The 11,923-nt window shown below is 53.9% G+C and carries 10 protein-coding genes; 5 read left to right on the forward strand and 5 right to left on the reverse strand.

Annotated elements, in window-relative coordinates; all coding sequences use genetic code 11:
* Window positions 1-351: 351 nt before the first annotated feature.
* The 3 genes from Q0903_RS13225 to Q0903_RS13235 are packed head-to-tail and all read right to left on the reverse strand — an operon-like array spanning window position 352 to window position 3,439.
* On the reverse strand, window positions 352-1,299 hold the full coding sequence (locus tag Q0903_RS13225) for a formylglycine-generating enzyme family protein (RefSeq protein WP_299416148.1): 948 nt from the start codon (window positions 1,297-1,299) through the stop codon (window positions 352-354).
* Complete coding sequence (locus tag Q0903_RS13230) at window positions 1,286-2,767, reverse strand: sulfatase-like hydrolase/transferase (RefSeq protein WP_299416151.1); 1,482 nt, start codon at window positions 2,765-2,767, stop codon at window positions 1,286-1,288. The genes Q0903_RS13225 and Q0903_RS13230 overlap by 14 nt, the downstream gene beginning before the upstream one ends.
* Window positions 2,768-2,770: 3 nt before the next feature.
* Window positions 2,771-3,439, reverse strand: coding sequence for a TetR/AcrR family transcriptional regulator (locus Q0903_RS13235; RefSeq protein ID WP_299416154.1), 669 nt, complete (start codon window positions 3,437-3,439; stop codon window positions 2,771-2,773).
* Between the two features lie 179 nt (window positions 3,440-3,618).
* Between Q0903_RS13235 and Q0903_RS13240 the strand changes: the two genes are divergently transcribed.
* The 5 genes from Q0903_RS13240 to Q0903_RS13260 all read left to right on the forward strand — a co-directional run bounded on the left by Q0903_RS13240 (window position 3,619) and on the right by Q0903_RS13260 (window position 8,853).
* Window positions 3,619-4,635 carry a TRAP transporter substrate-binding protein gene (locus tag Q0903_RS13240; RefSeq protein WP_299416156.1) on the forward strand — a complete coding sequence of 339 codons (1,017 nt, stop codon included), beginning with the start codon at window positions 3,619-3,621 and terminating at the stop codon, window positions 4,633-4,635.
* Between the two features lie 4 nt (window positions 4,636-4,639).
* Window positions 4,640-5,143: a TRAP transporter small permease gene (locus Q0903_RS13245; RefSeq protein ID WP_299416159.1), complete on the forward strand. Its 504-nt coding sequence runs from the start codon at window positions 4,640-4,642 to the stop codon at window positions 5,141-5,143.
* Entirely contained in the window at window positions 5,133-6,437 is a 1,305-nt protein-coding gene (locus Q0903_RS13250; RefSeq protein WP_299416162.1) for a TRAP transporter large permease, read from the forward strand. The genes Q0903_RS13245 and Q0903_RS13250 overlap by 11 nt, the downstream gene beginning before the upstream one ends.
* 343 nt (window positions 6,438-6,780) lie before the next feature.
* Complete coding sequence (locus tag Q0903_RS13255; RefSeq protein WP_299416165.1) at window positions 6,781-8,181, forward strand: selenium-binding protein SBP56-related protein; 1,401 nt, start codon at window positions 6,781-6,783, stop codon at window positions 8,179-8,181.
* A complete protein-coding gene (locus Q0903_RS13260) occupies window positions 8,182-8,853 on the forward strand; it encodes a hypothetical protein (RefSeq protein WP_299023509.1) in 672 nt (223 codons plus the stop codon).
* 634 nt (window positions 8,854-9,487) lie between these two features.
* Here Q0903_RS13260 and Q0903_RS13265 read toward each other — a convergent pair.
* Together Q0903_RS13265 and Q0903_RS13270 are read right to left on the reverse strand one after the other, a co-directional pair.
* Complete coding sequence (locus Q0903_RS13265) at window positions 9,488-10,924, reverse strand: hypothetical protein (protein WP_299416168.1); 1,437 nt, start codon at window positions 10,922-10,924, stop codon at window positions 9,488-9,490.
* Between the two features lie 45 nt (window positions 10,925-10,969).
* Complete coding sequence (locus Q0903_RS13270; RefSeq protein ID WP_299416170.1) at window positions 10,970-11,917, reverse strand: hypothetical protein; 948 nt, start codon at window positions 11,915-11,917, stop codon at window positions 10,970-10,972.
* Window positions 11,918-11,923: the final 6 nt, after the last annotated feature.

The raw sequence follows: 11,923 nt of genomic DNA on the forward strand, positions 1-11,923 counted from the left end.
GAACAAAACAGAGGTCCATCCACACAATACAACCCAAAGCATCGACGGCACGCCATGTTGTGCAACGCAAAGCTACTGCGTAGGCCAAGCTATTTTTGGTGTCAGGGCTGCCTTGTCTCTTCACCTTTACACATAACCAGTTCGGCGCACGGAATTCCCACCCCTAGAACGAATGCCGCTTGTCCACATCCAACGAAATATCCCCAAGGCGCGTTCAGAAGTATATCAAGCCCAAGTGCTGCGCGAGAACGCAGGCAACAGGCGCTTTTTCGCGCAACCGGTTTTAGACGGCATGGGCGATTGTCTCGATCCCTTCGACAGTCAGGGATTGTGGATAGCTGATGCGGAGATTTATGTCGTAGCTGCAACGCGAAACCCGAGGTTTCCCGCAGTTGTATACGGGTCAAGCGCCTGACGCGATGAAGTGCGGTAGCGATAGCAATACGAGGCATGGCAGAGGTATGACCCGCCCTTGGCCACCGCTCGATCTCCGTTCAAAGGGCCCTTAGGATTGGTTTGTGCGCGCGGTGAGTGTAGCGCCGTGAAACGGTCATTGGTCCATTCCCAGATATTTCCGGTCATAGCATATAGGCCATAGCCGTTGGGTGCATAACACCGCGCAGGTGCCGTTCCGAAAAAGCCGTCTTCTGCTGTATTTTCATTTGGAAACCTTCCTTGCCAGACATTGGACATGTGCTGCCCGTCAGGCTCTAGCGTCCTGCCCCAAGGATAGGGTTGCATCTCCAACCCGCCACGCGCTGCATATTCCCACTGCGCTTCACTTGGCAGGCAAACACCTGCCCAATTGCAATAGGCCAGCGCGTCAGGCAATGCGATATGCACCACAGGATGATCACTTCGCTGATCAATGCCAGCGCCCTGTGGCCCCTCTGGCAGATGCCAACAGGCACCAAGGATCTCATACCACCAAGGGGCTTGAACTGCGACAGATCCACTGCTGGCCCCCTTTGGCAAAAGCTCTTTGAACACGAAAGACTTCCCGTTGTGTTCCGCAAGGGTTGTGTACCCGGTTTCTTGCACAAAGGCTTGAAACTGACTGTTTGTCACAGTCAGTGGCGCAATCCAGAATGCATCCAGTTTAACCCGTCGCTGCGGCCCCTCGCCATCGTGTGGATAAGGCCCGTCGTCCGCGCCCATGGTGAACGTACCGCCCTGCAATGCAACCAACCCATGATCAAGAAGCCCCTGACAGGGCACCGCATCCTTGCGCTGAATGTCTGGTTGCCCGCGTGCCGTCGGCTGCGGCACGCAGCAGGCTTTGACCTCAGCTTTGATCATAATTGTAAACGGGTTTCCAACTGTCCCCCCATGCCTCAACCCAAAGCGCCTTACGTTCGCTATGCTGGATTGGCACACCGCCTTTCCACAAATCAGCGCGCTCTTCTGCATAGGTCCTGAAGAAGGCAGTCAATTGCGTATCCAAGGCTGTCTTGATCTCGGCATATGCGGGATCATCTGCAAGATTTACCGTCTCGCCTGCATCATGCTCGACATCAAACAACTCGTCGATAAACCTCGTTTTACCCGTCTTGAACCTTTTGAAATAGGCCCACTTCGGCGTTCGGATCACGCGGGTTTCCTCCTGCTCGGAAAACACCGCATCCGCGCCCCAATCGCTCAGGTCTGATCCTGTAAGGATCGGCAGTAACGACCGGCTTGGGACGCTGTCATCGCTCTGCGCAACGCCGGTATGGTCAAGGATCGTAGCAAAAACATCCATTCCAGACACCATCAGCTTTGACCTCAGCCCTTCTGTCGTCACACCGTTTTGGTGCATGATCATTGGAATGTTATGCGCCGCACGGTGCAGGTTTGACGGCAGCGTTGCAGCGCCATGTCCCCAAAACCCGTGCTCGCCTGTCGACAACCCGTGATCGGTTGTGAAAATCAGCAGCGTGTCGTCGGCAATCCCCAAACGGTCAAGCGTCTCCACAATCTTGCCAACGCCGTCATCGACCATAGAAATCTGGGAATAGAAGTTCCGCAAAGTGCCCAGATCATTCGGCGCGCGCATAAGCATCGAAAAATCCAGATGCTCCGACGTATCACTGCTGCGCAGCATGAAACCGTCCACTGCTGCCTTGCTCAGCCCCCTGCGCGGGATCGAGTTCATCGGGCAGTCTGCATATCGCGCGGTATGGCGGTTTTCATCGGTTTCTTTGGTGGCAGGCCAATGGCCGTAAGGCGCAGGATACGGAAGGTAGAGAAAGAACGGCGTCTCGGCGGCTGTTTGCTCTTCGATAAACGCCACGCCCTTGTCCGTGAAGAAATCAACCGAGTGGCCCTTTTGGTCATACACCTCGCCGTTGTCGAAAATCCTGTTGCGATAAAAACTACGCACATGGCCGTCTTCCAAAGTGACCCAAGTATCGAACCCTTCGGCAGGCGATGTGGGCTGGCCCAGATGGTACTTGCCCACTAATGCAGTCGCATAGCCCCTCGATTTCAGCGCCTTGGGCAATGTGTTCAATCCGTCAAGCGCATGCCACGCCGCCGGCCATTCATCGCTCTTGCGGTCATCAATCCACGAATGAACCCCGTGTTGCGATGGCAGCTTGCCCGTCAGCACAGACGCGCGGCAAGGCGAGCAAAAGCCGTTAGGGCAAAACGCATTATCAAAGGTGACGCCCCGCGCCGACAAAGCATCCAGATGCGGCGTATGAATTTCCGTGTTCCCATAGCACCCCAACGTCGCAGCCTGCTGGTTGTCGGTGAAGATCAGGATGATATTCGGTTGCTTCGGCATCAGTTATTCCTTGTTGCGGACAGGCAGCGCCATATAGGCGCGCAAGGCCTCTTTCAAAGCAGGCAGAACAGTCCCGTCATCAAGTTTGAATACATGGTAGTTATTCACCAGATCGTTCTGCAAAACCCCGACGACAATCTGGAAGCAAAAGCTCAGGCGGGTCTTTGTCTGCTCTGGGCCATATTGCGGGAAAGCATCGCTCAGGCTGTCGTGCAGGGTGCGCACAACCTGTTGAGCATGGGTTCGGATCGGCGCCCAAGGATCATCCGCGTGCATTATCCGCGTATAGTTTTCGCGCAGCACCCCGCGAAATCGACTGGCAAAGATATCGCCCATCAAGTCGACAAGCGCGTCGAGTACGTCTTCGGGCGGAAGGGTCTGCAATTTCTCGGCTGTGAACTCGGCGCAATGCTCGCGATCAATGGCCTCTACCGCGTAGGTCCGCAGGGCGCGCAGAAAGGCTTCCTTGTCCTGAAATCGCGTATAAAAGCTCCCTACAGAGTTTCCGCTGGCCGCCGCCAACTCGGAAATCTTGATCTCGTCAAATGGCATCGTCCCAAGCGCTTCAACGCCTGCTTTCAAAAAGCTGTCGCGGTTCCTGATGCTGCGGCTTTGCCGCGCTGCAAAGACACCAGGGATGCCGTCCTGTAGGATTGGCTCTACTGAACTCATTGAAAAACCCGCCTTCCTTTTGTGCTTAGTAAACCCGCAAGATTGCGATCTGTCAAAACGAAACCGAATATGAACTCGGATTCTTTTTGTTGACAGAAACTCGAATGCTCTCGTAGCCTGATGAAAAATTATGGCCCGCGAACGGGCTGATCGTACACTGTGAACAAGGGAGAAATACTATGAAGCGAAGAGGATTTGTAACCTCGGCACTCGCCGCGACTGTAGCACTCACACTGCCACTGGCGGCGCAGGCACAAGAGGTCAAATTGCGTGTCGCAAATTGGCTGCCACCGGTTCACCACATGACGACAACACTGCGGGCGTGGGCCGATGAGGTGGAAAACGCATCGAATGGCGAAATCACGCTTGAGATCATGACCACGCCTCTTGCGGGGCCGAATGGGCAATATGATCTTGTCAAAAACGGCATTGTCGACATCGCGTATTCGGTCGCCGCATTCCAGCCCCAGCGGTTCTGGAAACTCAATGCCGTAGAAGTCCCTTTTGTCGCCCCAAGTGCAGAAGCGGCCGCAGTCGCTGCATGGCGTTGGTATGACGGCAACGGGTTTATCCAACAAGATACCCCCGACACCAAGCTGTTGGCCCTTTTTGCCCATGCGCCGCACCTTTATCACAGCCGCGTTCCGCTAAAATCCCTTGCCGATTTCAACGGGCTGAAAGTTCGTGCAGGCGGCAACGGTGTGAAAATAGCAGAGATGTTGGGCGCCGTACCCGTAGGCATGCCCCCCGGTCAAACCAACGAAGCCATGTCCAAAGGCACGATTGATGTCTCTCAGTTCCCTTGGGAATCTGTCAAAGGTTTGCGCCTAAATGAAGTCTCGACGCACCATCTCGAAATCCCTGGCGGCACTTATGCCGGCATCTTTTGGTTAGCGATGAGCCCGCGTACGTGGGACAAGCTGAGCGATACCCAGAAAGAGGCGGTGATGTCTGTATCGGGTGAATTCGGCTCCCGATTTATATCGCAAAAATGGGACCAGCAAGAGGCTGTTGGCATGGCCGCCGCGAACGACAGCGGCAATACGATCACCACGCTATCGGAGGCAGATACCAAGGCACTGTTCGATATGACGCGCGTTTTCCGTGATGACTGGATCGCAAAGGCAGCCGAGGCGGGACTGGACGGTGAAGCATTGATGCAAAACTATGAAGCCATCGTTTCAGAGCTGAAATAGCCCGATGCTGCGTAGCATAGAAAAGCTGGTCAGGCGGGCGGTTTTACTGCTCGGCTGGCTCGCCGCTGTATTGCTAGCGGCCATTATGGGTCTCACATTTTTCGATGTCATCGGGCGCAATTTTTTTGGCCGTTCAGTGCTTGGCACTGTTGAAACCGTTTCGCTGATGATGGGGGCGCTGGTGTTTTGTGGGTTGGCCATAACTGAACTGCACCGCCGCCATATCGTCGTTGAAACGTTTCAGGGCATCTTCCCGAAACCTGTCCGCCGCGTATCCGTCATCGCAAATTCGGCCCTCGCAGTAGGTGTGAGCTGGCTGCTCCTCGAACAGTTGTTCGTCAAAACAGTGAGTGTATTTACCGAGGGCGAATTCACCATGATCCTCAAGCTGCCCTATTGGCCTGCGTCCATTCTGATGCTCGTGGGGTTGGCCCTGTTTTTTGTGCTGTTGGTCTTGCGTCTGATCCGTGAGATTACGGGGCAAGAAGGACCGATTGATGCCGATTGAAACTCTCGTCCCATTGGTCTTTGCTTTACTGTTTTTTGTTTTGTTTCTCGGGGCCAATCTGGGCCTCTCGATGTCTGGTGCCGCCCTGTTTGGCACCACAATGATCATCGGCAAAGACGGCGCACTGGCGTTGGCTGGCCTGTCCGTATACGAAAGCGCGCAGAGCTTTTCACTTAGCGTCATTCCGCTCTTTGTGCTCATGGGCAGCTTTGCAACCCGCGCAGGGATATCGACCGATCTGTTCACAGCTTTCAACACATGGCTCGGACGGCGCAGAGGCGGACTGGCCCACGCCAGTATCGCCGCCTGTGCAGCTTTCGGCGCTGTCTGCGGATCCTCTATCGCGACGGCGGCGACCATGGGGAAAGTCGCCCTGCCCCAGATGGCGCGATACGGGTACGGCGACAGGCTCTCAACCGGCGCTTTGGCCGCTGGTGGCACGATCGGGGTCCTTATCCCGCCCAGTGTGATCATGTTGATTTACGGCATCCTCACTGAAACCAGCATCGGCGATCTGTTCATTGCAGGGATTATCCCCGGACTGCTGTTGACCTTTTTCTTCATGATCACCGTGCTGGTAATGATCCGGATCGACCCCTCGTCGGCACCAGAGGTTGCAGATGCGGATGAGGCCCCGCAAGGCTCTGCAATTAAACAGGTCTGGGCCACGTTGGTTTTGTTCATTACAGTCATCGGCGGCATCTACGCTGGGTTCTTCACCCCTACCGAGGCCGCGGGTTTTGGCGCAGTTGGCGCCCTGTTTCTGGGCGTCGCCATGGGTCGTTTAAGCCCGCGCATGATCGGCGAATGTCTGATTGATACGGTTCAGACAACCTCGATGATTTTTCTTATTCTGATTGGTGCGATCCTGTTTTCGGGTTTTCTATCGCTCAGCAGCACGCCAGGGCTTTTGGGCAGCTGGATCGTGGGGCTGGACCTGTCACCGCTGGGAACAATCATCGTTATCGTCTGCATATACATCGTGCTTGGCGCGTTTCTGGATACGATGGCAATGATCATCCTCTCTGTGCCCATCTTCTTTCCGATTGTAATGGGCATGGGGTTTGATCCGGTATGGTTCGGTGTGCTGGTCGTTCTGGTGGTCGAGCTTGCGTTGATTACGCCACCACTCGGGATCAATGTCTTTATCATCCGAGGCTTGGTGCCGCATGTGCCGCTGACCCAGATTTTCAAAGGCGTTCTGCCATTCTGCATCGCACTTGTTGCGCTCATTGCCTTGGTCATAGCAATCCCTTCCATCGCAACATTCCTGCCGGATTTAGCAGGCAAATGAATTCTGTGCCGTTCAGTACTGCGGTTGCAGATCGCTCTCATGCGCGCATCAATCAAGGGGGTACAGGAATTTCCTACCAGATACGGATTGCGCCCTGATCTGTTGTGCGAGCGCCCCTTGCCTGACCAAAGTACGCGTTTTTCCGGACGGTGTTCCCGAAGAAATCCCCTTGCCAGATCAGCACATAGGAACGCGTAAAATAATAATTCGGAGTTTCGGCACCTTCTGTGCTAGCGTTTTAATGTCGACTGCTTCTGGACGAGCAATCACTTTTCAAAAAATTTAAAACAGAGGCAAAAAATCAGACCCAACAGGGCATTCATTTCAAACTGGGAGGAACGATATGAACCTAAGACCTGACCCGACATTCCATGCGTCACCGAAACTCGCGATGGAAGCACCAATTGAAAACTACGCATTTACCGTAATGCTGAGCCCTGATGGTTCGCAATCCGACGGCATCGCTGTCATTGATCTCAAACCTGGCTCATCAACCTATGGTCAGATTGTGCATCAAGTCATCGTGCCCAACACAGGCGACGAATTTCACCACTTTGGCTGGAACGCCTGTTCGTCTTCTCTTTCACCTTTGTCGGGCCACGCCTTTCTTGAACGCCGGTATCTAATTGTGCCGGGTATACGTTCTTCGCGCATCTATGTCATCGACGTCAAAGACCCGCTAAACGCCAATATTCACAAGACGATCGAGCCGGAAGAGCTGTTCGCAAAAACCGGATATTCCCGCCCCCATACAATCCATTGCGGCCCCGAAGGCATTTATGTCTCCTGTCTTGGTGGCGGCGGCGCAGATGGGACCGACGGCCCTCCGGGTATTTTCATAATGGACTGTGAAACCTTCGAAATCATCGGACAGTACGAGATGGATCGTGGCAAACAGGACAAACACTATGATTTCTGGTGGAACCTGCCACAGGATTACATGGTCAGTTCCGAATGGGGTCTGCCGCCGCAGTTTGAAAACGGCGTTGTGCCAGAAGACTTGCTGTCGAATAAATACGGCCACTCCATCCACTTCTGGGATCTGCGGGCGCGCAAAAACATTCAAACGATGGACTTTGGTGAAAACTACCAGATGGCCCTCGAAATTCGCCCTGCACATGATCCGACAAAATCCTACGGTTTCTGCGGCGTCGTCGTGGACACGACCAACCTTCAGGGTGCCATCTTTACTTGGTGGCGCGATGATGATGGTGTTTGGCAGTCAAAAAAGACCATAACCATTGACCCGCGTCCTGAAGACCCTGCAAGCCTTCCGCCACTTCTACAAGGGTTTGGGGCCGTGCCGCCTTTGGTTACGGATATCGACCTGAGCCTCGATGACAAATACCTGTATGTGGCATGCTGGGGTTTGGGCGAGATGCACCAATATGACGTCAGCGACCCGATGAACCCTGTTCTGGCCGGCAAGGTCGAACTGGGCGGCATTGCAAAGGGTCACAAGCACACAAACGGCAAAGGTTTTGCCTACGGGCCGCAGATGGTCGAGATCAGCCGTGACGGAAAGCGGGTTTATTGGACCAACTCGCTATATTCTACGTGGGATGACCAGTTCTATCCCGACGATGAAGGCGGGCAAATGGTCATGGCGGATGTAGGCGAAAACGGGGGGCTGACACTCAACAACGACTTCTACATCGATTTCCCGAAGGGCCTGCGCGCGCATCAAATCAGACTTGAAGGTGGCGATTGCTCTACAGACAGCTTTTGTTACCCGTCTGTCTAAATGATTGACGGTCTGACTTCTGTGACGGCCCTTTGGGGGGCCGTCATTTTTTCTGGCCTCTACCACGGCATCAACCCTGGAATGGGCTGGCCGCTTGCCGTCTCGGCAGCTTTGATGGAACAAAATCACAAGGCGATGCCCAAGGCATTGGCGATGCTCGCTCTGGGACATTTTCTGGCGATGATCGGTATTCTGCTGCCTTTCACGGTGATGATAGCACTTGTCCAATGGGAATCTGAAATTCGTATTGCTGCTGGCCTCTTGGTCATAGCAATGGGGGTCTACCTCCTGATCAACAGACGCCACCCGAAATTTCTGGCACGGGTTCATCCCGCGCGGTTGGCGCTATGGTCTTTTCTCGCCGCGATGGCGCATGGTGCGGGGCTTATGCTCGTGCCCATCTATCTCGGGATTTGCGCAATAGGCGCGAATGAGACAGGCCACCTCGCTGCGCAAAATCTCATGGGCGACAACATCATAACTGCATTTGCAGTTGCTGCCGTGCATACTTTCTCGATGACACTTGCTGGCGGGCTGATCGCCGTGGTGATCTATTTCTGGCTCGGGCTCAAATTTCTTTCGCGAACCTGGTTTAATCTGGATATCGTCTGGGCGCTGAGCTTGGTTCTTGTAGGCGCCTTCGGAATTTACTCCGCGTTCATGGCCCACTGAGCAAGTGTTCTGAGCTGAACTCCCTCAAAAGCGAACCTCACCTTATCTAAATGTGCGCAACAGACGTGTATATGATCGGTGGCGCAATGGGCCGACTGCTGGCCGACCAACGCAGGCCTGATGCAGAGGGTGAAAGCAATTCACAACCAAAGGACGTAAGCCCTGCTTACGTATTGCCCCTCAAATGCCCTAGGCGGATCTTGAATAGCACTTCCAAAAGCACAAGGTGCCAAAGGTCCGGAACGTGGCTACAGCAAAGTAGCCAGAATGCAGCCCCCTGAACAAAGACCCAATCGCGCCCATACCTCCAAACTCATTTGAGTTTCAGTCTGCACTACGCAATCAAATCCACTCATGTCCAATGTTGCTGTAGGAATGGATAAACTGGCGGAGGCTCAGTCAGTCACCGACTGAACCGGTCGAACACATATCCATTTTAAATCAACATCTTAACTAAAAGCTTGCACAAAAATGTGTAGCACGATGTGTAGCAATCCAATTGTTCGCACTATTAGTTTCGGGAGCTTGAGTTGGACACTGTTTCACAATCTTATGTCTTGCAGAGATCGTGCAATAGTGTGTTCGAAAGCCCCACACCGCATTTATGAGTTCGCCTTTAGGTAAACGCCGGATTTCAGAAATGTGTCGGGCGGCGAAACAGCGGCGGTGTGTCCCACGGGAGCTGTACGGTCTCGCTATCAATCAACTTCCCAAGGGCATTGCGCATGTCTGTGGTAAGGCCCTGATCCGAAACGATGCGGACAAGATCGGCGTCATCCTCGACATCGTAAGCTTTGAACGACCGCAGAACGTCGAACGCCCGCTCCTTCTGATCGAGGTCCAGTTTCACAAAAGGGTTTTCGTCCGAAAGATCATCTATGAATTTATTGATTACCTTCTCTGCCGCCTCCAGATCTGTTTTACGGGTCGTCATATACTGAACGCTCCAGTCGTCAGCCTGAAACTCGTGAACACAGGCGTCGAATTCCTGCAATGAAGCGTAGTTCATCGGCGCGCCTTCCGGTGCGCAGGCCGAAATCTGTTTGGCCAGTTTGCGGGTGTTGTAAAACCGCTTACGCCAGTTCCCACATTCCTCGCCTGAGTTTACAGAAGCGCCGGGAAGCAACCGGTCCATGTAAATCCAGTCGACGTAAGGATCGGCGTTGTGGCCGTGGCTCTTGCGCTCCTCGACTTGTGCAGTCATCTCGTTCAACAAATTGTCCGGCACTTCACTATAAAGCTCATCGTTGCCGATCACCTCGGGCCACATTTCAAACTGCGCCATATCAAGGGCTTCTCCCCCCCCGAGCCACGCGTAGAAGTTGCTGTAGAACGCAATGTCGTTGCGATAGCGCCATGCGCCCCACGTCAGACGGTAGATCTCCGGCTCTCTCTTGCGGAGCCCCTCGGCTGCGCGCCGGAATTCGGCCTGCGCCGCCTTCCAATCATCTTTGGCAAGTTGAACGGCCTGTGCGGCGCGTACCGTCGCAAGGCGCAGTTCGGTGCGAAGCGAGAAAAAACTGTAGAGTTTCTGATCTTCGGCTATCTCCGCAAATGCACGGGTTAGCCCGGCATCGACCAAAACGGAAAATTCTTTCATGCCGTTTTCGAATTGCTCCAATTCATCAAGCAGGTCTTTGCCGAGCAGCTCACCCGCGCAATAGGACAGCTGCATGTTGAAAAGCGGCGTCAGGGTCCTTGCCCGAAGATACCCATCGCGATTGACCGCAGCACAATCGAGCGCATAGGTAAGCGGATCCTGGGCAGCGGGCGTCTTGACCATTTGCGCCCAAATCCTGCTTTGAACGGCGTCGTCATCGCCGGTCAGCCAAGCGTTGGATTTGCACAGCGCAGTGGCAATTTCGAGCTTCCGATCATATTGCGCGCCGGCAAGCGCATCGACCAACTGTGTGATCATTTCTCCGCGCTCTGCGGTCCCGAGCGCATCGAGTGCGGACGCGGGATTGTCCTGTTCCATTAGCTCTTCGACCGATTCTGCCTGTGCTAACGCGCCGGAACTGCTGGTAAGCAGCATAATGACGGTCAGAAATGCAGTGAATTTAATCCTCATCCAACGGCTCCTTGTCCAAATCCCATAGCGGCATCGGCATCATCTTCATGGCCCTGAAACTTTTTGTTTAATATCACTCTGGGTACCGCCGCTCACGATGAGATCATCGACGGTTTCCTCTGGCGTATTTTCGCAGACCTCATTGAATAGCTTTAAGTTCTTTAGCTCGATCTGTGCGATCATGGCTGCGCTCTCGCGGGTAATCTCCAACGCGAGAATTCGGTCGCTATCTTTCAGGTCCGGCCGCGCATATAGCACCATCTGGTGAGGGCTCATTCCTACGATCTTGATTTGGTTCCGAGAGCGGTTTTGATCCAATCTGGTTTGGGTCGGGTCGACGACAAGCCCGAACTTGTTGGCATTAATCTTGCTCACCTGAAGTACACGGGTTGCGGACAAATTACCGTCGTCGGGGCATTTCAACCTCACCTCTATGGGCACGCTTGTATTCTGCAAGTAGGACGTCATCACAGAAACCAGTTTGGCGTCCTCCCTGATTTGCTTCTTCAGATCAGTATGCAAAGCGCCCGCCCCGTCGAGGTTTGTCAGCTTGTCGCTGATTTCTTTGGTAAGCGCTTTTAATTCACTCTGCTTCGTAGCAAGTGCCGTGCGGTCCTTTTCAAGTTTTGATCTCTCCGCCTTCAAGGGGTCCAGAACGAAGAACAGAGAAACGATCCCCCCCACGAGCAGGCATATGAACAGCAAGACATAGCCTTTCATAAATACGCCCAGCTTCTCTCCCGCGCCGGGCAATGCCCCTGAAAGCGTCGCATCGGGATCTTCAAAATGTGTGACCAGTAGGGTTACGCCCATAGCGACAAGCACGATTCCTATAAACTGCAAGTTGATTGAGTCTGCACCGATGTCCTTGAACAGCTTGGCAGGGGCGACCCAAAAAACCACTCCGGGGATCAACAGAACGAAACCGATGAAGAGCCGCAGATAGGAGACTTTAGGCGCTTTGCCGTTATTCGGGTGCGGGGTGACTGGCATTCATTC

Source organism: uncultured Sulfitobacter sp., from assembly GCF_947502895.1.
Taxonomy (GTDB): Bacteria; Pseudomonadota; Alphaproteobacteria; order Rhodobacterales; family Rhodobacteraceae; genus Sulfitobacter.

What these genes read in the sequence shown, in the direction of transcription:
- Q0903_RS13225 (WP_299416148.1), bottom strand. Translation starts at nt 1,299, where the DNA reads ATGATCAAAGCTGAGGTCAAAGCCTGCTGCGTGCCGCAGCCGACGGCA.
- Q0903_RS13230 (WP_299416151.1), bottom strand. Translation starts at nt 2,767, where the DNA reads ATGCCGAAGCAACCGAATATCATCCTGATCTTCACCGACAACCAGCAG.
- Q0903_RS13235 (WP_299416154.1), bottom strand. Translation starts at nt 3,439, where the DNA reads ATGAGTTCAGTAGAGCCAATCCTACAGGACGGCATCCCTGGTGTCTTT.
- Q0903_RS13240 (WP_299416156.1), top strand. Translation starts at nt 3,619, where the DNA reads ATGAAGCGAAGAGGATTTGTAACCTCGGCACTCGCCGCGACTGTAGCA.
- Q0903_RS13245 (WP_299416159.1), top strand. Translation starts at nt 4,640, where the DNA reads ATGCTGCGTAGCATAGAAAAGCTGGTCAGGCGGGCGGTTTTACTGCTC.
- Q0903_RS13250 (WP_299416162.1), top strand. Translation starts at nt 5,133, where the DNA reads ATGCCGATTGAAACTCTCGTCCCATTGGTCTTTGCTTTACTGTTTTTT.
- Q0903_RS13255 (WP_299416165.1), top strand. Translation starts at nt 6,781, where the DNA reads ATGAACCTAAGACCTGACCCGACATTCCATGCGTCACCGAAACTCGCG.
- Q0903_RS13260 (WP_299023509.1), top strand. Translation starts at nt 8,182, where the DNA reads ATGATTGACGGTCTGACTTCTGTGACGGCCCTTTGGGGGGCCGTCATT.
- Q0903_RS13265 (WP_299416168.1), bottom strand. Translation starts at nt 10,924, where the DNA reads ATGAGGATTAAATTCACTGCATTTCTGACCGTCATTATGCTGCTTACC.
- Q0903_RS13270 (WP_299416170.1), bottom strand. Translation starts at nt 11,917, where the DNA reads ATGCCAGTCACCCCGCACCCGAATAACGGCAAAGCGCCTAAAGTCTCC.